Origin of the sequence: Candidatus Agathobaculum pullicola (genome assembly GCF_052117205.1) — a bacterium.
Lineage (GTDB): Bacteria > Bacillota > Clostridia > Oscillospirales > Butyricicoccaceae > Agathobaculum > Agathobaculum pullicola.
In genome coordinates this window covers 1-23,259 of the sequence record NZ_JBQKJP010000044.1, presented here as the reverse complement: position 1 = coordinate 23,259, position 23,259 = coordinate 1, and the positions used below count along the sequence as shown (strand labels likewise).

The 23,259-nt window shown below is 53.5% G+C and carries 22 protein-coding genes; 19 read left to right on the top strand and 3 right to left on the bottom strand.

Annotated features, from left to right (window positions below):
* Positions 1 to 373: 373 nt before the first annotated feature.
* Together ACTQ3V_RS12820 and ACTQ3V_RS12815 are read left to right on the top strand one after the other, a co-directional pair.
* Positions 374 to 2,032, top strand: a complete 1,659-nt coding sequence (locus tag ACTQ3V_RS12820; RefSeq protein WP_441467864.1) for a ribonuclease J — start codon at positions 374 to 376, stop codon at positions 2,030 to 2,032.
* Between the two features lie 110 nt (positions 2,033 to 2,142).
* Positions 2,143 to 2,964: an EFR1 family ferrodoxin gene (locus ACTQ3V_RS12815; RefSeq protein WP_441467863.1), complete on the top strand. Its 822-nt coding sequence runs from the start codon at positions 2,143 to 2,145 to the stop codon at positions 2,962 to 2,964.
* Positions 2,965 to 2,991: 27 nt separating this feature from the next.
* Here the strand turns inward: ACTQ3V_RS12815 and ACTQ3V_RS12810 are convergent, their stop codons facing one another.
* On the bottom strand, positions 2,992 to 3,528 hold the full coding sequence (locus tag ACTQ3V_RS12810) for a hypothetical protein (RefSeq protein ID WP_441467862.1): 537 nt from the start codon (positions 3,526 to 3,528) through the stop codon (positions 2,992 to 2,994).
* Positions 3,529 to 3,571: 43 nt separating this feature from the next.
* Positions 3,572 to 4,546, bottom strand: coding sequence for a biotin--[acetyl-CoA-carboxylase] ligase (locus ACTQ3V_RS12805; RefSeq protein ID WP_441467861.1), 975 nt, complete (start codon positions 4,544 to 4,546; stop codon positions 3,572 to 3,574).
* Between the two features lie 102 nt (positions 4,547 to 4,648).
* Between ACTQ3V_RS12805 and ACTQ3V_RS12800 the strand changes: the two genes are divergently transcribed.
* Positions 4,649 to 5,446 (top strand): YlmH family RNA-binding protein, encoded by a 798-nt coding sequence (locus tag ACTQ3V_RS12800; protein WP_441467860.1) that lies wholly within the window; start codon positions 4,649 to 4,651, stop codon positions 5,444 to 5,446.
* A gap of 72 nt (positions 5,447 to 5,518) precedes the next feature.
* A complete protein-coding gene (locus ACTQ3V_RS12795) occupies positions 5,519 to 7,603 on the top strand; it encodes an S-layer homology domain-containing protein (protein ID WP_441467859.1) in 2,085 nt (694 codons plus the stop codon).
* A gap of 56 nt (positions 7,604 to 7,659) precedes the next feature.
* Here the strand turns inward: ACTQ3V_RS12795 and ACTQ3V_RS12790 are convergent, their stop codons facing one another.
* A complete protein-coding gene (locus ACTQ3V_RS12790) occupies positions 7,660 to 8,970 on the bottom strand; it encodes an alpha-amylase family glycosyl hydrolase (RefSeq protein WP_441467858.1) in 1,311 nt (436 codons plus the stop codon).
* Between the two features lie 210 nt (positions 8,971 to 9,180).
* Between ACTQ3V_RS12790 and rplS the strand changes: the two genes are divergently transcribed.
* From rplS to ACTQ3V_RS12715, 15 genes are all read left to right on the top strand, one after another.
* The gene (gene rplS, locus ACTQ3V_RS12785; protein ID WP_125116150.1) at positions 9,181 to 9,522 is read left to right on the top strand and encodes a 50S ribosomal protein L19; all 342 of its coding nucleotides are present in this window, start codon (positions 9,181 to 9,183) and stop codon (positions 9,520 to 9,522) included.
* A 132-nt stretch (positions 9,523 to 9,654) separates the two neighbouring features.
* Positions 9,655 to 10,230, top strand: coding sequence for a signal peptidase I (gene lepB, locus ACTQ3V_RS12780; protein ID WP_441467857.1), 576 nt, complete (start codon positions 9,655 to 9,657; stop codon positions 10,228 to 10,230).
* A 4-nt stretch (positions 10,231 to 10,234) separates the two neighbouring features.
* Positions 10,235 to 11,101 carry a ribosome biogenesis GTPase YlqF gene (ylqF, locus tag ACTQ3V_RS12775; protein WP_441467856.1) on the top strand — a complete coding sequence of 289 codons (867 nt, stop codon included), beginning with the start codon at positions 10,235 to 10,237 and terminating at the stop codon, positions 11,099 to 11,101.
* Positions 11,098 to 11,715 carry a ribonuclease HII gene (rnhB, locus tag ACTQ3V_RS12770; protein ID WP_441467855.1) on the top strand — a complete coding sequence of 206 codons (618 nt, stop codon included), beginning with the start codon at positions 11,098 to 11,100 and terminating at the stop codon, positions 11,713 to 11,715. Before ylqF ends, rnhB begins: the two co-directional genes overlap by 4 nt.
* Complete coding sequence (locus ACTQ3V_RS12765) at positions 11,712 to 12,062, top strand: YraN family protein (protein ID WP_441467854.1); 351 nt, start codon at positions 11,712 to 11,714, stop codon at positions 12,060 to 12,062. Before rnhB ends, ACTQ3V_RS12765 begins: the two co-directional genes overlap by 4 nt.
* A 2-nt stretch (positions 12,063 to 12,064) precedes the next feature.
* The gene (locus ACTQ3V_RS12760) at positions 12,065 to 13,033 is read left to right on the top strand and encodes a dipeptidase (RefSeq protein ID WP_441467853.1); all 969 of its coding nucleotides are present in this window, start codon (positions 12,065 to 12,067) and stop codon (positions 13,031 to 13,033) included.
* A gap of 34 nt (positions 13,034 to 13,067) precedes the next feature.
* Positions 13,068 to 14,561, top strand: a complete 1,494-nt coding sequence (gene thrC, locus ACTQ3V_RS12755) for a threonine synthase (RefSeq protein WP_441467852.1) — start codon at positions 13,068 to 13,070, stop codon at positions 14,559 to 14,561.
* Between the two features lie 2 nt (positions 14,562 to 14,563).
* Complete coding sequence (locus ACTQ3V_RS12750; RefSeq protein WP_441467851.1) at positions 14,564 to 15,265, top strand: metallophosphoesterase; 702 nt, start codon at positions 14,564 to 14,566, stop codon at positions 15,263 to 15,265.
* Between the two features lie 81 nt (positions 15,266 to 15,346).
* A complete protein-coding gene (gene tig, locus ACTQ3V_RS12745; protein ID WP_441467850.1) occupies positions 15,347 to 16,681 on the top strand; it encodes a trigger factor in 1,335 nt (444 codons plus the stop codon).
* A gap of 225 nt (positions 16,682 to 16,906) precedes the next feature.
* Entirely contained in the window at positions 16,907 to 17,488 is a 582-nt protein-coding gene (gene clpP, locus ACTQ3V_RS12740; protein WP_054327555.1) for an ATP-dependent Clp endopeptidase proteolytic subunit ClpP, read from the top strand.
* Positions 17,489 to 17,511: 23 nt separating this feature from the next.
* The gene (gene clpX, locus ACTQ3V_RS12735; protein WP_441467849.1) at positions 17,512 to 18,828 is read left to right on the top strand and encodes an ATP-dependent Clp protease ATP-binding subunit ClpX; all 1,317 of its coding nucleotides are present in this window, start codon (positions 17,512 to 17,514) and stop codon (positions 18,826 to 18,828) included.
* Positions 18,829 to 18,965: 137 nt separating this feature from the next.
* Positions 18,966 to 21,383: an endopeptidase La gene (gene lon / locus ACTQ3V_RS12730; protein WP_441467848.1), complete on the top strand. Its 2,418-nt coding sequence runs from the start codon at positions 18,966 to 18,968 to the stop codon at positions 21,381 to 21,383.
* Complete coding sequence (yihA, locus tag ACTQ3V_RS12725; RefSeq protein WP_441467847.1) at positions 21,380 to 22,000, top strand: ribosome biogenesis GTP-binding protein YihA/YsxC; 621 nt, start codon at positions 21,380 to 21,382, stop codon at positions 21,998 to 22,000. Before lon ends, yihA begins: the two co-directional genes overlap by 4 nt.
* A complete protein-coding gene (locus tag ACTQ3V_RS12720; RefSeq protein ID WP_441467865.1) occupies positions 22,000 to 22,392 on the top strand; it encodes a hypothetical protein in 393 nt (130 codons plus the stop codon). Before yihA ends, ACTQ3V_RS12720 begins: the two co-directional genes overlap by 1 nt.
* 107 nt (positions 22,393 to 22,499) lie before the next feature.
* Positions 22,500 to 22,826 carry an SCP2 sterol-binding domain-containing protein gene (locus tag ACTQ3V_RS12715; protein ID WP_441467846.1) on the top strand — a complete coding sequence of 109 codons (327 nt, stop codon included), beginning with the start codon at positions 22,500 to 22,502 and terminating at the stop codon, positions 22,824 to 22,826.
* The last annotated feature ends 433 nt before the right edge of the window (positions 22,827 to 23,259 follow it).

The following is a 23,259-nucleotide window of genomic DNA, read 5'->3' as shown; positions in this document are numbered from 1 at the left end:
ATATGGCCCCCTTTCGACAAGTTGTTGTATAGCAACTCAACTTTAACCGATGTGGTCTTATCCTTCATCCTTTTTTATTCAACTGTCCAAGATGTATTGTACTCCTACACCTGCTCGTCTCTCCTGCGCCTGTAAAAAAACTTTACACTGCAAGAGGAATGTGGTATTATAAAAAACAAGTGTTTGCAGTCTGTTGGGGATACGTTGCCGATATTCGGCAAGGCTGGGCTGCAGCGCAGAGATATAATAGTGCATAAGGGCAGACGAACGGGATGCAGGTCTGTCTTTGTAAGAGACGCAGGGAGAACCCCTGGGTTGTTATTTTACTGGTATTTCATTAAACTGATGAATAAAGGAAAGTGATAAAACTGTTATGAAAGAAAAACTGAAGATTATACCGCTCGGTGGCCTCAATGAGATCGGCAAGAACATGACCGTGATCGAGTATGGCGGCGATATTCTTGTTGTTGACTGTGGCGTTGCGTTTCCGGACGACGATATGCTTGGCGTGGATTTGGTTATCCCGGATACCACTTATCTCAAGCGTAACATCAACAAGCTGCGTGGCTATGTTATCACGCACGGTCATGAGGACCACATTGGTGCGATTCCGTATGTTTTGCGGGAGTGCAATGCACCGATTTATGCAACCCGGCTGACATGCGGCATTATTGAGACCAAGCTGAGTGAGCACAAGATGCCGCAGAAGGTCAAACTCAATCGCGTGCGCGCGGGCGACACGATTAAGCTGGGATGCTTTAGGGTGGAATTTATTCACACAAACCACTCGATTGCGGATTCGGTGGCGCTGGCCATCACCACGCCGCTGGGTACGATTTTGCACACCGGCGACTTTAAAATCGATCTGACGCCGGTTTCAGGCGAAATGATTGATTTGGTACGCATCGGGGAGTTGGGCAAAAAGGGCATCCTTGCGCTGATGAGCGATTCGACGAATGTGGAGCGGCCCGGCTATACCCCGAGCGAAAAAATTGTGGGTAAATCGCTGGAGAAGTTCATCATGGAGAGCGACCAGCGTATTATTATCGCTACCTTCGCATCCAATGTATCGCGCTTGCAGCAGATTCTGGACATTGCAGCCAAGGCGGGCCGAAAGGTTGCTGTATGCGGTCGCAGTATGGAGAAAATCTCCAAGGTGGCGGGTGAGCTTGGCTATCTGAAGGATGCCGGTAAGGTCATGATTGATATTTCTGAAATTAAGCGTTATCCACGCAGTCAGCTGATTATTGTGTCCACCGGTTCACAGGGTGAGACAATGTCAGCACTGTACCGCATGGCCTACGGCAGCCATAAACAGGTTGAGGTCAGTGCGGGCGACCGTATTTTGATTGCAGCTTCTGCTATCCCCGGAAATGAGAAGTCCATCAATAATATGGTCAATGAGCTGTATAAGCAGGGCGCGGAAGTCATCTATGACCGCTCTGCTGCGATTCATGTATCCGGTCACGCCTGTCAGGAGGATTTGAAGCTGATGCTTGGCCTGTGCAAGCCGAAGTACTTCATTCCGGTGCATGGTGAATACCGTATGCTGATGCAGCATGCCGGTCTGGCGCGCGAAATGGGTGTCAATCCCAAGAATGTATTGATTACCGAAATCGGCCGCCCGGTAGAAATCAGCGAAAACTCGGCTCGTCTGGGCAATCCCGTGCCGGCGGGTCGTCTGTTGGTGGACGGTTTGGGCATTGGCGATGTGGGCACTGCGGTTCTGCGTGACCGAAAGCATCTGTCTGAGGACGGTCTGCTGGTCATTGTGGTCACAGTGGATGCGACAACAGGCGTTGTTATCGCAGGTCCGGACATCGTTTCCCGTGGCTTTGTTTATGTCAAGGAGGCGGAAGCGCTGATGGAAGAACTGCGCAGCATTTCGCAGATGGCGCTCGACCGCTGCGCAGTAGAGAATCTGCGCGATTGGAACAGCCTCAAGTCGGCAATCAAGGGTGATGTAAGCGATTACCTGTTCAAAAAAACCAAGCGCAGCCCGATGGTGCTGCCCATCATTATGGAAATTTAAGTAAGAAAACAGCCGCTTTTGCGGCTGTTTTTCTATTTTGCGCAGCTCGGCTTTGACGCTTGTCCGTGTATCTGCTATACTGACAGTAAGAAAAAAAGGAGGCGCGGCATATGCAGGTAAATCGTGTGTGGGCAGTATATTGGAGTGCGACCGGGAGAACAAAGCGTGTTGTGACCTGGATAGCAGAACGGGTGGCGCAGGCCTTGGAGGCTCCGCTTTTGAAGTATGACTTTACCTTGCCGGCGGCGCGGCAGGGGACGCCGGATTTTGCAGCGCAGGATTTGGTTATTTTCGGCACACCGACTTACGCAGGGCGCGTACCCAATGTGCTGCTGAAATATTTAGCGACCGTTGAGGGACATGGTGCGGCAGCGGTACCGGTGGTGACATTCGGCAATCGCGCGTTTGATGATTCGCTGATTGAATTGCGGGATATCCTCGCGGATAACGGCTTTATTCCGTTTGCAGCGGCGGCCTTTGTGGGGGAGCACTCATTTTCCACCACGCTTGCTGCAGGGCGTCCGGATGAAGATGATTTGGCGCTTGCTGCACAGTTTGCCGCCCAAGTGGCTGCGCGTGCTGCGGAAGTACATGCAGACACGCCGCCGATTGCGGTGCCGGGACGGACACGGAAGGAGCGGATATATTACCAGCCGCGTGACCGCGCGGGCAATCTGGTGGACATTCGTAAAGTCAAGCCAAAGACAAACGACGTGTGTGATGACTGTGGTCTGTGCGCGAAGATCTGTCCCATGGGGTCGATTAACCCGCAAAATGTGCGGGAGTTTATCGGCATCTGCATCAAGTGCGGCGCGTGTGTTAAAAAATGCCCCAAGAGTGCGAAATACTATGACGACTATGACTACTTATATCACAAAACCGAACTCGAAGAGGGCTATCGCCGTCGTGCGGCGGTCAGCCTATTCCTGTAAGTACAGAAAAAGGCTGACGCGATTGCGTCAGCCTTTATACATGCCGATTTTTTGCAGGTCGCCAATCATATCCGGTACGGTCATGCCCGCGATTGCCAGCCGCTGCGCTTCTCCTGGATGTGCCTCGGAAAAGGTGTCCCACGCGGTGACAATGGCGTTGGTGCGCGGCACTTCAAAGCGCGCGAGCAACTGCTCCATGCGGGAGATTTGCGGGCTGTAGATGGACAGTACCTTGTACTTTTGCACAAATAGCTCTTCTTCGGTTGCAAGTGAGCCGATGGCGAAGGCGGAAAGACCGTCTTGCAGCAGCAGTTCACCGTAGCCGTCGAGAATCATGGTCAATTGTTTTTTGGTCATGCCGTCCAGATACCAGACCTCTTCTTGCTCCGCATCCGGATGGATGGCAAGAAACAGCGGTTCGGTCAGCGAGGCATAAAAGGCATGGATGAAATCGGATAGCTTTTCAAAGCTAAGATTGCAAATAATGGTGTCTCCGTCCCGCTGATACTGCTCACGCAGCTTGTCCGGAAAGGGGACGGTCACGCCTGCGGCGGTCTGAAACATAGAGGGATGCTCCTTACATTATATAATATAGTGTCGTACGTTGTCAGAAACGGATACTGATTTCACCGCTGGAGAGCGTGCGGGTCTGTCCGCCTGCATCACGTACCAGCAAAAAACCGTTGCCATCCAAGCCGACACAGTCGGCCGGATAGGTTTCTGCGGGGCTGATGACCTTGACAGGCTTACCCAGACAGCACAGGCGGCTGCGGTACAGCTCGAGCAGCGCATCCGCGCGGTCCTGCTCCAATAGAGAATAGGCGCGCTCGAACTGCGTCAGCACGGCGGCTGCTAATTCTGCGCGGCGCGGTGTGCGCCCGAATTCGCTCAGCGCGCCCGCAACGGCGCGTACATCTTCCGGCCACGCGGGATTGGGCCGCAGGTTGACACCAATGCCGACCAGTAGCGAGCTGACCATACCGCTTTCCCCCTCGATGGTCGCTTCGGTCAGGATACCGCTGAGTTTACGCCCTTCATGCAGCACGTCATTGACCCATTTGATTTCCGGCGAAAAACCAGCCGTCTGCGTGACTGCTTCCGCCACGGCAACGGCGGCGGCAATGGTGGCAAGCTGGATATGACCGATGGGCAAAGTGGGATGCAGCAGAATGGTCTGGTAAACGCCGGTTTCGGCGGGGGAGACAAAGGTGCGCCCCATACGACCGCGGCCGCCGGTTTGCTCCTCGGCCAGCAGGACAAAGCCGTGCGGACGGTTCAGGTAGCGCTCTTTTATAACCGTATTGGTTGAGCTTAAACTGGGCAGGACAACCAGTTCTCGTCCTACAAAGCGGGTATCCAGCAGCGCCTGCACACCGGCAGCAGTCAGACTGTCGTCCTCCGGGGCGAGCCGATAGCCCTCACCCGGTACGCCGTCAATTGCCATGCCGCTGCTGCGTAGCGCGGCAATTGCCTTGTGCACGGCGGCGCGCGATACCCCAAGCTGCTGGGCAAGCTGTCCACCGGACAATCGTTTGCCTCGCGCTTGTTCGAGTGCCTGTAATACCGCATCCTTGACCGCCATGCTTTCCGCCTCCTTGGTGAACAATAATTCTATTGTAAACGAATGTGAGAAATAGTACAATAGCTTTGGAAAAAACTGCGGTGATTAGCGGAGGAAAAACGTTTGAAAAGCAAAAATGAGATTTTAAATGCGCTGGGCGGAACCGGAGAAGAGCGGCTGCTGCTGGCCGGCTTGCTGGATAAAGAGCAGACTTGCGCGACGCGCGGCTATATGACACACACCAAGTTCCTTAGTATGAGTGAGCGGGCGCTGTGCACGGAGGCGGTACGCCTTTGCGGTGCGGCGAGTCATGCGCTGTTCTGGGGCGGATACGAGGATGCCGAACGTGGGATTTATGTGTTTTATCCGGATTATCTGGATGAGGAGAGTGCAAAACAGGCTTGTCCGCTGGCTTTGCTGCGTGCGCATAAGCGAAAAGAGGATACGCTGACCCATCGTGATTATCTGGGTGCGCTCATGGGTTTGCAAATTGACCGCGCGGTCGTGGGGGATATTCTGGTGCATGCGGAAGGCGCGGATATTCTTGTGCTGGAGGATATGGCCGAGTTCATTTTGCTGCACTTTGCCAAGGCGGGGCGCAAGCAGATTTCCCTGACGCGCGAGCCGCTGGAAGTGCTGCGCTGCAAACCGGCGCAAGAAATAGCGGGCAGCGGGTCGGTGGCCTCTCCGCGGCTGGATAGTGTAGCGGCGTTGGTGTTCGGCATGTCGCGCAAAAACGCACAGGAGCGCATTGAAAAAGGGGTGGTTTATGTCAATCATGCGCCTTGTCTGAAATCGGAACGGTTGATAGGCGAGGGGGATAAGCTGACAGTGCGCGGTATGGGCCGGGCGCGTATTGTTGCATTTGGGGGCGTGAGCAGAAAGGGACGTCTGTTTTTGGAATTTGTCAAAAATGTATGAAAAGAATAGTGGTTGTCAAGTTCCATTCGGTATGGTATACTGTTGACAGCACCAATAAGGGGTTGTATGGGTATGAAAAAACGGCTGTTATCCGCTTTGCTGTGTATGGCTATGCTGACGGTAATGCTTCCGTTCGCCTCGGCTGCATCCGATTTGGACGGGCATTGGGCAAAAACATACATTGAGTATCTCGATCGCGAAGGCGTCATCAATCCGAGTGCGACAACAGGCAAATATGAGCCGGATCGTGATATGACGCGTGCGGAATTTATGCGGTACATCAATCGCGCGTTCCATTTTACGCAAACAGAGGCTATCTCCTATACCGACGTGCCGAGAAACGCGTGGTATTATGAAACTGTGCAAATCGCCAAGAAATACAAGTATATCAATGGTGTGGGCGACAATAAAATGGACCCTGAGGGCAAGGTGACGCGCGAACAGGCTGCGGTCATTGTCGGACGTCTGTTTAAAGCGGATCCCGGCAATGTTTCGCCTTCTGATCTGGCATTTACTGACCGCGACCAGATATCCGGATGGAGCGCGGGCTACATCAAGGCAGCCGCCGATAAGGGATTTCTGGCGGGATATTCGGATGGCTCGTTCCAGCCGAACCGCGTGGTAACGCGCGGCGAAGTGGCCAAAATCCTATACTATTATATGGGAACTGCGTTGTCTGTTCCGGGCAAAGCGTATACAGGGGCTGATTTGAAAGCCGATACCGCCAATGTCACCATTTCGGAAAGCTGTTCGCTGTCCGACGCTACCATTCAAGGCGATCTGTATATCACGGAGGGCCTGGGCTCTAATGCGGTCACACTGAATAATGTGACGGTCAAGGGAACTGTTATTGTGTCCGGCGGAACGGTTACAATGATGAATACATCGAGCGATCATATGATTGTTTCGTCACCGATGGGGCGCCTGCTGCAGGTTACTGCAACGGGCGCTGCTCGCATCGGGAAGACCGAGGTACAATCGGCAGCAACGCTGTATGAAAAATCTTTGGCCCCGACAGAAGAGGGATTTTCCAAGGTTGTAGTAGGCGGTGAGGAACGAGTCTCTCTGACGCTTGATGCGAATGTCGAGGAGATAACGCTTGCAGGGGAATCCACGGTCAGCACCACGGCAGGCACACAAATTTACCAGATGACAGTGGAAAAGCCAAGTTCTGTCACCGGTTATGGTTCAGTCTATCAGGCGAATATTCAGGTAGACGGCGTGAGCTTTGCCAGCAGTGTGTCTGTATCGGGGTATGCAATGGAGAAAGGCGTTTTCGCGACCATTGGCGGCAAAACGATGAGCGGTATCAATACGGCGGGTGTTGTGCCGAAAAGTATAGCGGTAGATTTGGCAAATCCGTCCGCATTGGGAGCGAATGTGACGATCAATGTGCCGAATGATGTGACGGTAGCCTCTGTTTTTTGCAACGGAACAGGTTTAAAAGAATCTGCTGATTATACCAAAACCGCTTCCGGCGTTGCGATTTCATCCGCATACCTGACATCGCTTGCCAAGGGAGACTATACGCTCTCGCTCTCGCTCTCAAATGGAAAACGGGAGAGTATTGCGCTTTCTATCACCAATTCAGAGGAAGATGTATCGGTACAAACGGTTACCTTTGACCGGTATTATCGGGCAACCGGTTTTCAGGATGTACGCGTGAAGCTGCCGGGTGTCCTATCCCAAAGCGATATCCTCAATGTGGTTTTGGGATTTTCCGATATCGATTATGAATTTGATAATGTGAGTCGTTCGCTTGTGCTGCGCCGCGGTGTGCTGGCACAGCTGCGGACAGGCACCTATACGGTTTCGGCAGACCTGAAGAACGGCAGCATCAGCACCTTTAATCTGACGGTCACGGACTCGACTCCATCCGGTATGCGCGCCTATGTTGCCGAGTATGATGCAAACACGCAGGCAGAGCCGAGCTTTACGCTGCCGCTGGGCAATCTGACGGTAAGCAGTGTAACGACAGTCCGTAATGGTGCGGAAATGGAATTGGAAGCCGGCACGGATTATATGCTCTCTTCCAATGCTCTGACGCTGACAACATCAGGGCTTGAGAAATTCCGTCGGGATGGCAGCACGGTGGAGTTTACCGCCACAATGAGCGACGACTCGGTTTATACGCTGGTGATTGACTATATTAAATGACTGTACATATGTAAAAAAGACGGCGCTTATAAGCGTCGTCTTTTTTGTGTGTTTCCTTATCGCTCGCATTTCCAGAAGAAAGCCGAATAGGGAGGCAGCTCACTTCCGCCGCCAAAGTCATGCGATTTACCGGTAATCAGATCAACCGCCTGCCCGCATTTCGCATCGAAATGAGCCACATACGGCGCTTCGTCAATATTGACTGCAACCAGCACGCGCTCGTCTTCAAAGATGCGTTCCCAGATGCACTGTTTATTGGTTAAAACGACCTGCTTAAAGTCACCGTAGCACAGCGCCTTACTCTCGCGATGCGCCTTGGCAAGCGCCGCGATCCAATCGGTCAATTCATTCCACAACGGTTTGTCAAAGGAAGGACGCAGCGCATCGTCTCCCTGATGCTTTTCGCCTGTTGCGCCCCATTCGCTGCCGTAGTACACGCAGGGGATGCCGGGCATGCCGAATTGCAGCGCATAGACAAGCGGCAGGTGCTTGGGATTTTGTAAAATGGATGCAATGCGGGTAACATCATGGTTGTCCACGAAATCCAGCAGATGCTTGCCGCGGTACAGCGTCCAGTTTTCCGGGCCGAACTGACGCAGCAGGGAATGGGTGATTTCAAACAGGTTCAGACTGTTCATCGAAGAGTACAAGCCCTTGTAGCATTCATAATTTGTGCAGGAGTGCAGCATCTGGTCGCCGACAAACCGGTTGTAATCGCCGTGCAGGAGTTCTCCGACAAGGAAAAAGTCGCGTCCGAAGCTGTCGCAGAATGTGCGAAGCTGACGGATGAAATCTTTGTCCAGACAGTAAGCCACATCCAGACGCAGACCGTCAATGTCAAATTCCTCCACCCACAGACGGATGCAGTCGAAAATATGCTGCACAACCGCAGGGTTTTTCAGATTGAGCTTGACCAGCTCGTAATGGCCCTCCCAGCCCTCGTACCAGAAGCCGTCGTTATAATTGGAGTTGCCGTCAAAGGAGATATGGAACCAGTCCTTGTAAGGCGAGTCCCACTTCTTTTCCTGCACGTCGCGGAAGGCCCAGAAGCCGCGGCCGACATGGTTGAAAACGCCGTCGAGCACAACCTTGATACCGTTTTCATGCAGCGTTTTGCAGACAGCGGCAAAATCCTTGTTGGTGCCGAGTCGGCAGTCTATTTTACGGAAATCACGGGTATCGTAACCGTGGCTGTCGGATTCAAAGATCGGAGAGAAATAGACGGCGTTGCAGCCGAGCTTTGCAATATGCTCGGACCAGTCCGCCACCTTGCTGATGCGCGGGACGGTGATGCCGTCGTTGACACGCGGCGCATCGCAGAAACCGATCGGATAAATTTGATAAAAAACGCTTTCATAAGCCCACATGGTAATTGCTCCTTTACAAATAGAGTCACTACCAGTATACTATGATTTGCCGAAAAAACAAGCGAAAGTGAAAATATTGGATTTCGCCCAGAAAAAACACTTGCAAAGCGCAAGCTGTTGTGGTATTATATTTCGGTAACACGGGCATTCCTCTGCTTATTTGTAGGGAAAATAGGGCAAGAATGTCTAAGACGAAAGGATGACAGAAAGATGGATCTGGTCAAAGTATTGTCCGAGCAGCAGCTCAAGAGCGATCTGCCGGAACTCAAGATCGGTGATACCGTTAAGGTACACGCGAAGATCAAGGAAGGCAACCGTGAGCGTATTCAGATTTTCGAGGGCATCATCATTGCCAAGAAGCACGCCGGTGTAAACCAGACGGTTACCGTCCGCCGTATTTCCTATGGCGTAGGCGTGGAGAAAACGTTCCCGGTACATTCCCCGAACGTAGCGAAGTTCGAGGTTGTGCGCAGCGGTAAGGTTCGCCGTGCTAAGCTGTACTATCTGCGCGGCCGCGTAGGTAAGGCTGCTAAGGTTGCCGAGAAGGTTTGATTTTACAACCAAACAACAAAAACGGGGAGCGGGCGCTCCCCGTTTTTGTCTACCCGGCGTTTTTGGTCTTGCGCGGATGAGAATATGCCGCTATAATAAAATCGTATGTTTATCTTTGTTGGAGGAATCATCATGCAGCAAGCACAGACCGAAGAAAAAAGAAAAGCCGAGGGGCGTTTTTCCAGTGAGCTGTTTAGCTGGGGAGAATCCCTCATGGCTGTGCTGATATTTTTTGTTGTTGTATTTACTTTCTTTGTGCGTCTTATCGGTGTGGACGGTACATCTATGTATCCTACCTTGCAGGACCGCAGCATTATGCTGGTCAGCAACCTGAATTACACGCCGGAAAAAGGCGATATTGTCATTTTGCGAAAGGAAGGCTTTTACAGCGACCAACCGATCGTCAAGCGCGTGATTGCAACCGGCGGCGATACGGTGGATATTGACCCGGTGACGGGTGATGTGATCGTCAACGGTGAGGTGCTGGATGAGCCGTACATTTTTGAGAAAATCAATACACTTGAGCGCATGGGCGATCTGACCTATCCGCAAACCGTGCCGGAGGGCTGCATCTATGTGCTGGGCGATAACCGCAACGGCTCGACCGACAGCCGATGGTCCAGTCTCGGTATGGTGGATGAGCGCTATGTCCTGGGACATGTGCTCAGCGTCGTGTTCCCGTTTAGTGATTTTGGATCGGTAGCGTGATAAGATGAATATTCAATGGTATCCCGGTCATATGACAAAGACCCGTCGGCAGATGGCGGAATATATCAAACAGGTGGACGCGGTGTGCGAGGTTGTGGATGCGCGCATCCCGCAGGTGTCGCGCAATCCGGATATGGATGACATTGCCGCGGGCAAGCCGCGCCTGATGATTCTCAACCGGATTGATTTAGCCGACCCTCAAACAACAGCTGTGTGGGCAAAGCATTTCCGCGCGCAGGGTATGGCGGTCATCGAGACCGACAGCCGCAAGGGGCAGGGGACGCAGGCGTTTGCAAATGCGGTGCGTACACTGCTCTCGGATAAGATTGCCGGGTGGAATGAAAAAGGGTTGGTCGGCAAAGCCGTGCGCGTCATGGTCGTGGGTATCCCCAATGTCGGTAAATCGACCTTTATCAATCGTATTCTCGGCCGCAAGTCCGCCAAGGCGGCGGATAAGCCGGGCGTGACACGCGGCAGCCAGTGGTTTCGCGTGGAAAGCGGCATTGATCTGCTTGACACGCCGGGTATCCTATGGCCTAAGTTTGACGATGAGCGCGTGGGCATTCTGCTGGCATGTACAGGTGCAATCCGCGACGATATTCTGGATGTGGAGACACTCGGCTGCAAGCTGATGGAGCTGCTTGCCGTGCAGGCGCCGCAGGCAATCGCCGAGCGCTACGGCGTGACAGCGCCCGAGGAAAGTGATTTTCCGGGGTATGATATGCTGACGCAGGCCGGACGGCGGCGTGGCTTCCTGCTGCGCGGCGGCGAGATTGACACCGAACGTATGGCGCGCATCCTGCTCGACGAATTTCGGGGTGGTGTGCTGGGGCGCATCACGCTGGAAACACCGGAGGATTATGTGCCATGACGTGGGAATATGAAGAGAAGGCGTGGAAGGCCGGGTATTCCGCTGTGTGCGGCGTCGATGAAGCCGGACGCGGTCCGATTGCGGGACCGGTATGCGCGGCAGCAGTCATTCTGCCCGGCGGTATTGTTATCGAGGGGCTGAACGACTCCAAAAAGCTCAGCGAGAAAAAACGAGAGGCGCTGTTTGATGTCATTACTGAGAACGCAATCGCGTGGTCAGTATCGCTGGTCGATGAAAAGACGATTGACGAAATTAACATTTTGCAGTCGACCTATCGTGCTATGCGGCAGGCGGTCGAGGGGTTGCCGCAGCCGGCGGACTTTGTCTACGTGGACGGGAACCGCTCGGAGGGATTATCCCTGCCATACGAATGTGTAGTGGGCGGCGACGCGCGGATTCCGAGCATTGCGGCGGCATCCATCATCGCAAAGGTGACACGTGACCGGTTGATGCGCGATTTTGCCGCACGTTATCCGGTCTACGGCTTTGAGAAACATAAAGGTTATGAAACGCGCGCACACGATGCGGCGCTGCTTGAGCACGGGCCATGCCCCATTCATCGGCACACATTTTTGAAGAAGTTTTACCAAAAGCATCCCGAGGCGCCGCGATGAAGGGCGCATGGGGAGAACGCACTGCACGCGACTATCTGGAGCGTGCAGGATATCGCACAGTCGAAACCAATTTTCGCACTCGCTTGGGGGAAATCGACATCATTGCGTCGCGCGGGGAATATATTGTGTTCGTCGAGGTAAAGACGCGCAAAAGCGATCGTTTCGCCGCCGCCCGTGAGGCTGTTACAGCTGCCAAGCAGCAGCGTATTACAGCCGCTGCCGCGCTGTGGCTGCAGCAGCATCCGTCCGGGCTGCAGCCGCGCTTCGACGTAGTTGAGGTGTACGGCGAGGAGGGAGCGACCGTCGCGCCGCGCATCTATCATCTGGAGAATGCGTTTGGAGGGTGAGAATGAAGCTGTTTGACCTGCACTGCGACACCCTGTATGAATGTTGTGAAACCGGAAAACACCTGCGGGAAAACGACCTGCATGTGAATTTCGCGGCTGTGGAGCGCTATACACATTACGCGCAGTTTTTCGCCCTGTTCTGTGGTGCGCGAGCGCCGACTGACACGCAGGCGCATGACCGTGATTGCCTGTTGGACACCCCGGCGGATGAGCGACTCGGCCGCATGCTGTGGACGGCCAAAAGTGAGTTTGCCGACAACGCCGACTGGCTGATGTTTTGCCGCTCCGCAGCGGATTTGCAGAAGGCGGCAGACGCGGGTAAAGCAGCGGCGTTTTTATCCATCGAAGGGGCGGAGCTGCTCCCTGACCGGCCGGATGCGCTGGGCGCCGCTTATGACGCGGGGGTGCGCTTGCTGACCCTTACATGGAATTACCGCAGCCGCTTCGGCTGTTCGTCCGCAGTCGATCAGGAGGAGGGCCTGACAGCCCAAGGAGAGCGGCTGGTGCGGGACTGTGCCGATAAAGGTATCATCGTGGACGTGTCTCATCTGTCCGAGCGCGGGTTTTGGGATGTGTGTGAAATAATCGATGGCCCGTTCGTTGCGTCACACAGTAACAGTCGCGTGTTGTGCCGCCATCCGCGCAACCTGACGGATGCACAGTTTATCGAGATTGTGCGGCGGGGCGGTCTGGCGGGCATCAACCTGTATGCGCCGTTTCTCGTGCGGCAGGGCGGTGCGGTGCTCGATGATGTCATCGGGCATATTGAGCATTTTCTCGGCATGAGCGGGGAGAAAAGCATCGCGCTTGGCTGTGATTTTGACGGCTGCGATGAGCTTCCCGCGGGGATTGGCGGTCCTAAGGACCTATATCAGCTTGCCGATCGCATGCTCGCACGGGGATATCCGCAGACTGTGGTTGATGACTTGTTTTATAACAATTTATATTCGTTTATACAAAAAATGCTGTAATATACCCATCAAAAAACGGCGGAGGTTTGAATCAATGGAATATGTAAGCACAAGAGACAAGGCGCGCAAGGTCTCCGCGGCCTACGCGATTGCAAATGGTATTGCGCCGGACGGCGGTCTGTACTGTCCGACGGAGTTCCCCACGCTGACAGCGGAGGATTGGCACGCGCTGGCTAATCTGGATTACAAGGGACGCTCGGCGCGTATTCTCGGCAAGTTCCTGACCGATTTTTCGGGTGAGGAGCTGGCGCAGTACGCGGCAAAGGCCTATGCGGACGACAAATTCGGCGGCAAGGATACCGCGCCGGTGGTGGCGCTGGCAGACGGAAAATATATGCTGGAGCTGTGGCATGGACCGACCTGTGCGTTTAAGGACATGGCGCTGCAGATGCTGCCGCACCTGCTGACCGCTTCGCTGCGCAAAACCGGCGAGACGCGTACAGCCTGCATCTTGGTTGCGACCTCGGGCGATACCGGCAAGGCCGCGCTCGACGGCTTCCACGACGTGGAAGGCACCAAAATCATGGTGTACTATCCGGTCGACGGCGTGTCGCCCATGCAGAAGCTGCAAATGGTGACACAGGAGGGCGCGAATGTTGAGGTCGTTGCTATCCGCGGTAATTTTGACGACGCACAGAGCGCGGTCAAGCGTATCTTTACGGATGAGGAGACGCGCGCAAAGCTCGACCGCGAGGGCATGATGCTTTCCTCGGCAAATTCTATTAACTGGGGCCGCCTCGCGCCGCAGATCGCCTACTACGTTTCGGCCTATTGCGATATGGTGAAGTCCGGTGCGGTTAAGATGGGTGAGAAAATCAACGTCTGTGTGCCGACCGGCAACTTTGGAAATATCCTTGCGGCATACATCGCAAAGCGCATGGGCCTGCCGGTGAACAAGTTCATTTGTGCGTCCAACCGCAATAACGTGTTGACCGACTTTTTTGGGAAAAACGGCATTTATGACAAAAACCGTGATTTCTATACCACCACTTCGCCCTCGATGGATATTTTGATTTCGTCCAATCTGGAGCGCCTGCTGTTCTTCGCGTCCGACTTTGACGATAAGCTGGTCGCGGAGCTGATGCAGCGTCTGGCGACGGACGGCAGCTATCAGGCGCCGGAAGCGGTATTTGCGAAGATTGCCGCGGATTTCGATGCGGGCTGCTGCGATGATAAGCAGACTGCGGAGACCATTCGCGCGCTGTGGGAGCGTGAGCACTATCTGTGCGATACGCATACGGCGGTCGCGGTGCGCGTTTATGAGGACTACCGCGCGCGCACGGGCGACCAGACGCCGACCGTTATTGCCTCTACCGCCTCACCGTTTAAGTTCTGCCGTTCGGTGATCGAGGCGCTGGGCGGTACGCTGGATAAGGATGACGTGTCCCAGCTTGGCGTTTTGACCGATTTGACCGGTGTTGCCGCGCCTGCGCCGCTGGCCGCGCTGGCAAGCAAGCAGCCGCGTTTTGACCGCGTGGTGGACAAGGCGGAGATCCTGTCCACGGTCGACCTGCTGAAGGATCTGTAAGCATGGCGCTGTATACGCTGGCCGACCTGCATTTGGCGACGGGCGTGCAAAAGCCGATGGATATTTTCGGCGGGCGATGGCAGGGATATACGGAAAAGATTGTGAAGAACTGGAACGCGCTGGTTTTGCCGGAGGACACAGTCGTTTTAGGCGGCGATATCTCGTGGGGCATCAGCCTTGCAGAAGCGCGGGGGGATTTCGCGCTGCTGGAGTCGCTGCCCGGACGTAAACTCATCCTTAAAGGAAACCACGACCTCTGGTGGGAGACGGCGGCAAAAATGCACCGTTTTTTAGAGGAAAATGGGTTTGTCTCGATTGATTTCCTGCATAATAATTGCTTTTTCTATGGACAGACTGCGCTGTGCGGTACGCGGGGCTGGCCGTTTGAAGAGGATTTTTCTGACTCGCATAACGAGAAGATATTTCGGCGCGAGCTGCTGCGCTTGGAAGCGTCTCTGAAGCTGGCGACCGCGCAGCAGCCCGAGGAAATCATCTGTTTTCTGCATTATCCGCCTCTTTACGCGAATTTCCGGTGCGGTCCGATGATTGAATTGATGCAGAGATATGGTGTTTCGCGCTGTATTTATGGCCATTTACATTCGGAAAGCCTGCGCTGGGCGGTCGAGGGCGTGCACGACGGAATCGAGTGGCGACTGGTTTCGGGCGATCATGTGGATTTCACCCCGGTTTTTTTGAAAAAGTAGAAAAAAGTATGGAAATCTACAGAATAATCTGGTAGAATGATTTAGATACAATAGAAGTATTGAAGTAAGGAGTTTGGCAACATGGAACTGAAAAACACGGAAAAGCAGGAGCACAGCGTCGTTGCGCTGACCATCGAAATCACCAAGGCAGAGTTTGAGGCTGCCAAGGATAAGGCGTTTAAGAAGACCGGCAAGAATATCACAGTTCCGGGCTTCCGTAAGGGCAAGGCGCCCCGCAAGATGATCGAAAAGCTGTATGGCGAAGGCGTGTTCTTTGAAGAGGCTTTCAATATCATATATCCCGAGGCTATGGAAATGGCCGTTGAGAAGTCCGGCATTAAGCCGGTTGGCCGTGCGGACGTCGATCTGGGCGACCCGGCGGAAGAGGGTGGCCTGACTATCATCGCCAAGGTTCCGGTTGAGCCGGAGGTTGAACTGGGCGAGTACAAGGGCATTGAGGTTGAGAAGGAGACCGTAAAGGTTCTGGCAGCGGACGTGAAGGCGGAGCTGAATCGTCTGGCGCAGCGCAACGCGCGCACCGAGACCGTTGACCGCAAGGCAAAGAAGAACGATACAGTTGATATCGACTTTGAGGGCTTTGTGGACGGCGTTGCCTTTGAGGGCGGCAAGGCGGAGCATCATGCGCTGACGCTGGGTTCGGGTACGTTCATTCCGGGCTTTGAGGATCAGCTGATTGGCTGCAAGGCGGGCGACGAGAAGGACGTCACCGTTACCTTCCCGGAGGATTACCATGCCAAGGAGCTGGCCGGCAAGGAAGCTGTGTTTAAGTGCAAGGTACACAAGGTGGAGGAAACCATTCTGCCGGAGATGGACGATGAGTTCGCAAAGGACGTTTCCGAGACCTGCGAGACGCTGGATGACCTGAAGAAGGAGATTTCCGACCGCCTGAAGAAGGAGCGTCAGGAAGCGGCAGACCATGCCTTTGAGGAAAAGGTGCTTGACGCGGTGATCGCAAACCTGAAGGCGGACATCCCGCAGGCTATGATCGAGAACCAGATTGACTCCATCGTTCAGGATTTCCGCTATCGTGTGCAGATGCAGGGCATGACGCTCGAGCAGTATCTGACCATGAGCGGCACCGAGATGGGTGCCTTCCGCGCGATGTTCCAGGCACAGGCGGAGCGTCAGGTGAAGATCCGTCTGGCACTCGAAAAGGTAGCGGAGCTGGAGTCCATCGCAGTTTCCGACAAGGAAATGGAAGAGGAATATGCTAAGATGGCGGAGCAGTACAAGATGGATGTGGAAAAGGTCAAGTCCATTGTAACTGCTGAGGCGCTGAGCGACGATCTGAAGATCTCCAATGCGCTGGAGTTCATCAAGAAGCATGCCAAGGCGAAGAAGGCATCTTCTAAGAAGAAGGCGGACGGAGAGGCAGCCGAAGAGACTGCGGAGTAATCCGTTTCCCGCGCGCATGCGCAGTCAAACAGAAACCGGCCGCTATATGGCTGGTTTCATAAAAAGCGCGAGCGTTGCCCGCGCTTTTTATACAAAGGCCAAAGATGGTTTCCGTCTGTATCGGAAACCTGCTTTGGTCGCAATAGCCCTTCCGGCCATTGCAGGCAAGGGCGTCGCTCGATGGAAACTATGGTTTGCATCGAATTCTCGAAAGGAGTTTTCCAAGTGAGTTTAGTCCCAATGGTCATTGAACAGACCGGCCGCGGCGAGCGTTCGTTTGATATTTATTCCCGTCTGCTCAACGACCGTATTGTGATGCTGTGCGAGGAGGTCAACGATACGACCGCTTCGCTGGTTGTAGCGCAGCTTCTGTATCTGGAAGCACAGGACCCGGATAAGGATATTTCTCTGTATATCAACAGCCCGGGCGGTTCGGTTACGGCAGGTATGGCGATTTATGATACAATGAATTATATCAAGTGCGACGTATCGACCATCTGCATCGGTATGGCGGCGTCTATGGGTGCATTTTTGCTATCCTCGGGCGCAAAGGGAAAGCGTTATGCGCTGCCAAATGCGGAAATTATGATTCATCAGCCGTCCGCTGGTACGCAGGGACAGATTACCGATATGGCTATTCACCTCAAGCGTCTTGAGATTATCAAGAAGCGAATGAACAAGATTTTGTCGGAAAACACCGGCAAGCCGATTGAGGTGGTCACTGCTGACTGCGAGCGTGATAATTTCATGTCCGCAGAGGAAGCGGTGGAATACGGCCTTATTGACAAGGTGTTCGACAAGCATTGATAAGTATAGGGTAGAGGTGCCAAATGCCGAATTTTGATGATGATAAGACGCTGAAATGTTCGTTTTGCGGAAAGCCGCAGGGACGTGTCCGCAAGTTGATTGCAGGCCCTGGCGTATATATCTGCGATGAGTGCATCGGCGTATGCACCAGCATCCTGGAGGATGAACTGGATTTCGCGCCGGAAGATCGCGCAGAGCAGACGGTGCTTGAGCCGGAAAAGTTGCCCACACCGCAGGAACTCAAGGCGGTGCTGGATGAATATGTTATCGGACAGGAGCGCGCGAAAATTGCGCTTTCGGTTGCAGTGTACAATCACTATAAACGAATTTATCATCCGGAAACCGATGTGGAATTGCAGAAATCCAATATTCTGATGCTCGGTCCGTCCGGTTCGGGTAAAACGTTGCTGGCGCAGACGCTGGCAAAGACTTTGCAGGTGCCCTTCGCAATTGCGGACGCCACCACATTGACCGAAGCCGGTTATGTGGGCGAGGATGTGGAAAATATTCTGCTGCGCCTGATTCAGGCAGCCGACTTTGATGTCGAGCTGGCGGAACATGGTATTATCTATGTCGATGAGATTGACAAGATCGCCCGTAAGAGCGAAAATCCCTCTATTACACGCGATGTTTCGGGTGAGGGCGTGCAGCAGGCGCTGCTCAAGATGCTGGAAGGCACGACGGCCAATGTGCCGCCGCAGGGCGGCCGCAAGCATCCGCATCAGGAATTTATTCAGATTGATACGACCAATATTCTGTTTATCTGTGGCGGTGCGTTCGACGGTATTGAGGGTATCATCCAGAAGCGAATCGGAAAGCAGGGCATGGGCTTTGGCTCTGAGGTCAAGAGCCAGCAGGAAGATCAGACCGATCAACTGCTTGCCCAGATTGAGCCGCATGACCTGATGAAGTATGGCCTGATTCCCGAGCTGATTGGCCGCTTGCCGGCGGTGGTTTCGCTGGATACGCTGGACGAGAAAGCCTTGGTGCGTATTTTGCAGGAGCCGAAGAACGCGCTGGTCAAGCAGTATCAGACTTTGCTGGCCATGGATGGCGTAACGCTGGAGTTTGCGCCCGATGCGCTTGAAGAGGTCGCCAAGACCGCTCTTGCGCGCAAGACGGGTGCGCGTGGACTTCGCGGTGTGCTGGAAAGCGTGATGACGGATATTATGTTCCGTATTCCGTCCGATACAAGCGTTTCTCGCGTGGTTATCACACGGGAAACTGTGACGGGGGAAGGAGAACCGTTGCTCGAACATAGCGGGCGCGCAGCGCTTCCTTCCGGAACCGCGTCCTCGAAAAAGGGAGAAAAACGTTCAAAACCAACAAAAAGCGCATAAAGTGGCAAAAAAACGTGGGGAAACCGCTGGTTTCACCCGCGTTTTTTGTCTTTTGCTGCATGCGCATGCTTTACAAAACGAGAAAAATATACTATACTGACTCTATCTATTATTTTTCCGCGTGTGAGGAGAGAACTATGATTGAAAGAACCAGGGCGGAGCTCAAGCGGCTGCCAGTGTTGCCGCTGCGCGGCTTGACCGCCTTTCCCAATATGATTATTCATTTCGACGTTGGGCGACTGATGTCGATTCGTGCGCTGGAAGCGTCGATAAAGAATGGACAGATGATCTTCCTGACGGCGCAGCGTGAGCTGAAAACCGATGTGCCTGGGCCGGGTGATTTGTACCAAATCGGTACGATATGTATGGTGCGGCAGATTTTGCGGTTGCCGGGCGATAATATTCGAGTGCTTGTCGAGGGCAGCAGCCGTGCAGTGGCCCATCAGTTTACGGTGCCGGAAAAGCAGGAGGACTGCATCTATGCTGAGGTTGAGGAGCTGAGTGATTACGTCATCGGCGTGACGGAGCGGCGGGCGCAGGCGCTTGTGCGCACGGCGCAGGAGCGCTTTGCAGAATATGCGCAGTATGCGGGTCGTATTTCGCAGGATGTCGAGATGACCGTCGCGGAAGGTGGTGAGCCGGGGTGGCTGGCGGATTATATCATGCAGAACCTGTCGGTCGAAGTGGAAGCAAAGCAGGAAATTCTGGAGGAGCTGAATGTCACACGCCGTCTGGCGATGGTTATTCGGCTGCTGGGTGAGGAGACTGAAATCCTCAAAATTGAAAATGAAATTCAGGACGAGCTGAAAACGCAGATTGACAAAAATCAGCGGGAATACTATTTGCGTGAGCAAATCAAGGTGATCCAGAGCGAACTGGGTGAGCAGGACACGGCTGCGGAGGCGGAGGCCTATCGGAAACGTGTTCTGGATATGCGCCTGCCGCAGGAGTGCGAGGACAAGCTGATCCATGAAGTGGACCGCTTTGCCAAACTGAGCGGTTCCAGCGCGGAGCAGGGTGTGGTCCGCACCTATCTGGATACCGTACTGGATTTGCCGTGGAATAAGAAGAGCGAGGAACGGCTGGATTTGGGCGAGGCGCAGGCAATTCTGGACCGCGATCATTATGGATTAAAGAAGGTCAAGGAGCGCATTATGGAGTTTCTGGCGGTCAAGATGCTTGCGCCCGACCTGCGGGGGCAGGTGCTGTGTCTGGTTGGCCCGCCGGGCGTGGGCAAAACCTCGATTGCAAAATCCATTGCGGAGGCAATGGGGCGTAATTATGCGCGCATGAGCTTGGGCGGCGTACGCGACGAAGCGGATATCCGCGGCCACCGTAAGACCTATATCGGAGCGATGCCCGGACGCATTATGGATGCACTGCGTCGCGCAGACACGTCCAATCCGCTGCTGTTGTTGGATGAAATCGATAAGATGGGCAATGATTTTCGGGGGGATCCGGCAGCTGCCATGCTGGAGGTATTGGATACCGAGCAGAATGTTGCATTCCGTGACCATTATATCGAACTGCCATTTGACCTGTCGGACGTACTGTTTCTGACCACAGCAAACGACTTATCCACTGTGCCGCGGCCGCTGCTCGACCGTATGGAGGTCATTGAGCTGTCCTCGTATACCGAGGAGGAGAAGCGTCAGATTGCGCTGCATCATCTGCTTCCCAAACAGATGGAAAAGCATGGACTGAAAAAGGGTCAGCTTGTGATTTCTGAAAAGATGTTGGGACTGGTGATTTCGCGGTATACGCGGGAGGCCGGCGTACGACGCTTGGAGCAGTTGCTGGCGAAAATCTGCCGAAAGGCAGCCAAGCATATAACGGACGGTGGGCGACGTCTGACGGTGTCGGAGAAAAATCTGGAGGAACTGTTGGGCGTGGCACGATACAAGGACGATGTCGTTACCAAAAAGGACGCGGTGGGTATCGTCAACGGTCTGGCATGGACCAGCGTCGGTGGTGAAATGCTGGAGGTAGAGGTCGCTGTTGTTCCCGGCACGGGTAAGATTGAAGTGACCGGCAATCTGGGTACGGTGATGCAGGAAAGCGCGAAGGCGGCGGTGACGTTCGTTCGCTCTCGGGCAAATGAGCTTTCCATCGACCCGATGTTCTATAAAGACAACGACCTGCATATCCACTTTCCGGAAGCGGCGGTGCCGAAAGACGGTCCCTCTGCGGGCGTGACCATCACAACGGCGCTGGTGTCTGCGCTGACCGAAGCGCCGGTGCGTCATGACGTGGCAATGACCGGTGAGGTTACGCTCCGTGGACGTGTGCTGCCGATTGGCGGCTTGCGGGAAAAGACCATGGCCGCTTACCGCGCAGGTATCCGTACGGTCGTTATTCCCAAGGATAACGAGTCGGATTTGCAGGACATTGAACCGGTGGTGCGGGAGAAGCTGGAGTTTGTCACGGCCGAGCATATGGATACGGTAATGGAGACCGCAATCGACTTTACACGTCGGCCGCGCAAAAGAAAGAAAACATCGCGCAATTCGGTGGCGCGGCAGTCCGATACAGCGGCAACGGCGGTGATGCAATGATGGACAAGCAAAAACCGGTGCTCAACCTGCATAATGTGGAGTTTTTGCGCTCAGCGGTCAAAGAGAGTGATTTTCCGAAGGATGCGCTGCCGCAAATTGTGTTCGCGGGCAAATCCAATGTCGGGAAGAGCTCGGTAATCAATAAGCTGCTCAACCGGAAAAATTTTGCACGCGTCAGTGCGCAGCCGGGAAAAACCATACACATCAACTATTTTTTGATTGACAGGAAAATGTATCTGGTTGACTTGCCGGGCTATGGTTATGCGCGTGTATCCAAAGCGGAGCAGCAGCGCTGGGGCGCGCTGATGGAATCCTACTTTGCGATGGATTTGCTTACGCTGGGCGTACAAATTGTAGATATCCGGCACAAGCAGACACGGGACGACGTAACCATGGCGGAATGGTTTCGCGCCTCTGACAAGCCTTGGGTTGTGATTGCAAATAAGCTCGATAAAATCAAAAAAAGTCAGCTGGAGGGAAATCTGGCGGAGATTCGTCAGACGCTTTTGCTGCCGGCGGAAGTGCCGGTTATCCCGTTTTCGGCTGAAAAGGGAAATGGACGAGACGAAGTGCTTGCCCTGATGTATGACCATGTTGGAAAGGAAGCGGTCGAGTGATGGATTTTTTGCGCCGTTTCATGGCGGGAAGATACGGAAGTGATCAGCTGAATCATGCGTTGCTTCTGCTTGGGCTGGTTCTGATCATTATTGAGTGGATAAGCGGATGGAAATGGATTGGTATTTTCATTCTGGCATTGCTGTTTTTGTGCTATTTCCGCATATTTTCGCGCAATATTCAGGCTCGTTATGCGGAAAACCAGTGGTTTCTGCGTCGATGGGGGCCGGTTTCAAATCGTCTGCGCAATATGATTTTGCGCTTTCGGGATAGAAAAACACATCGATATTTCAAGTGCCCGCAGTGCAAACAGCGGCTGCGTGTGCCGCGCGGCAGAGGAAAAATCAATATCACTTGCCCGCATTGTCATCACCAGTTCATCCGAAAAAGCTGAAATGAGAGAGGACTATAGATTTTAGCTGATAAAGTATTAGAAGATACTTGCTTTTTTTGAAAAAAAAAGTATAATAGAATTACAAATACGAGCAGGGGGCGATTCCAATGACCGTAGATCAGTTGATTGGTAAAATCTATAGCAAACTCAGCAAAACGGATATTGCCGGAACGCAGGGAAAAGTTGCGGTTCAGTTCAATCTGACCGGTAAGGTTACAGGTGTGTTTTACATCGAGATACTCAATGGTGTGCTATCTGTTATGCCCTATGAGTATATTGACCGTGACGCTTGTGTTTCGGGTAGTTTGACGAACATGGAAAAAATCCTTAATGGTAAGTTGATTCCTCAGGTTGCGATTGCGGAAGGAAAAATTACGGTTGAAGGAAACGTAGATAAGGTCATGGTGCTTGCTGAACTGATGAAGCAGGCATAAGTGGAATCGACAGAAGCAGAACGAAAATGCCGTCCGTCTAAGCAGCGGGCGGCATTTCTTTTCCTGCAAGAGTGTCTGCGCTTCATATATGGGAGACGAGCTACCCCGACCGACACATGATGTGCAGGTCTAAGGTCGCAATATTGCTTGCTATTCGTTCCAAGATGACATACCATTGTTTGTCCCTTTGGGAATATGTATAATGCTTGGCATGCTGTGCTTCCTGTATAGGCCTGCGTCAGAACTGACTGAGGATATAAGCGTAGAAGTAGCAAATATATTTGCCGATAATATTGCGATTGGAAAAAAGGAAAAAATATAGAAAAAGGTGTTGACAAAAGTCGGAAAGGGGAGTATACTAATCAAGCTGCTTCGGTGAGAGGCGGCGGGGTCGAAAAAGTTTGAAAAGAAATGAAAAAAGTTCTTGACAAAC

Excerpts from the sequence above, each read along its gene's own strand:
- ACTQ3V_RS12820 (WP_441467864.1), top strand. The coding sequence starts at position 374 with ATGAAAGAAAAACTGAAGATTATACCGCTCGGTGGCCTCAATGAGATC.
- ACTQ3V_RS12815 (WP_441467863.1), top strand. The coding sequence starts at position 2,143 with ATGCAGGTAAATCGTGTGTGGGCAGTATATTGGAGTGCGACCGGGAGA.
- ACTQ3V_RS12810 (WP_441467862.1), bottom strand. The coding sequence starts at position 3,528 with ATGTTTCAGACCGCCGCAGGCGTGACCGTCCCCTTTCCGGACAAGCTG.
- ACTQ3V_RS12805 (WP_441467861.1), bottom strand. The coding sequence starts at position 4,546 with ATGGCGGTCAAGGATGCGGTATTACAGGCACTCGAACAAGCGCGAGGC.
- ACTQ3V_RS12795 (WP_441467859.1), top strand. The coding sequence starts at position 5,519 with ATGAAAAAACGGCTGTTATCCGCTTTGCTGTGTATGGCTATGCTGACG.
- ACTQ3V_RS12790 (WP_441467858.1), bottom strand. The coding sequence starts at position 8,970 with ATGTGGGCTTATGAAAGCGTTTTTTATCAAATTTATCCGATCGGTTTC.
- rplS (WP_125116150.1), top strand. The coding sequence starts at position 9,181 with ATGGATCTGGTCAAAGTATTGTCCGAGCAGCAGCTCAAGAGCGATCTG.
- lepB (WP_441467857.1), top strand. The coding sequence starts at position 9,655 with ATGCAGCAAGCACAGACCGAAGAAAAAAGAAAAGCCGAGGGGCGTTTT.
- ylqF (WP_441467856.1), top strand. The coding sequence starts at position 10,235 with ATGAATATTCAATGGTATCCCGGTCATATGACAAAGACCCGTCGGCAG.
- rnhB (WP_441467855.1), top strand. The coding sequence starts at position 11,098 with ATGACGTGGGAATATGAAGAGAAGGCGTGGAAGGCCGGGTATTCCGCT.
- ACTQ3V_RS12765 (WP_441467854.1), top strand. The coding sequence starts at position 11,712 with ATGAAGGGCGCATGGGGAGAACGCACTGCACGCGACTATCTGGAGCGT.
- ACTQ3V_RS12760 (WP_441467853.1), top strand. The coding sequence starts at position 12,065 with ATGAAGCTGTTTGACCTGCACTGCGACACCCTGTATGAATGTTGTGAA.
- thrC (WP_441467852.1), top strand. The coding sequence starts at position 13,068 with ATGGAATATGTAAGCACAAGAGACAAGGCGCGCAAGGTCTCCGCGGCC.
- ACTQ3V_RS12750 (WP_441467851.1), top strand. The coding sequence starts at position 14,564 with ATGGCGCTGTATACGCTGGCCGACCTGCATTTGGCGACGGGCGTGCAA.
- tig (WP_441467850.1), top strand. The coding sequence starts at position 15,347 with ATGGAACTGAAAAACACGGAAAAGCAGGAGCACAGCGTCGTTGCGCTG.
- clpX (WP_441467849.1), top strand. The coding sequence starts at position 17,512 with ATGCCGAATTTTGATGATGATAAGACGCTGAAATGTTCGTTTTGCGGA.
- lon (WP_441467848.1), top strand. The coding sequence starts at position 18,966 with ATGATTGAAAGAACCAGGGCGGAGCTCAAGCGGCTGCCAGTGTTGCCG.
- yihA (WP_441467847.1), top strand. The coding sequence starts at position 21,380 with ATGATGGACAAGCAAAAACCGGTGCTCAACCTGCATAATGTGGAGTTT.
- ACTQ3V_RS12720 (WP_441467865.1), top strand. The coding sequence starts at position 22,000 with ATGGATTTTTTGCGCCGTTTCATGGCGGGAAGATACGGAAGTGATCAG.
- ACTQ3V_RS12715 (WP_441467846.1), top strand. The coding sequence starts at position 22,500 with ATGACCGTAGATCAGTTGATTGGTAAAATCTATAGCAAACTCAGCAAA.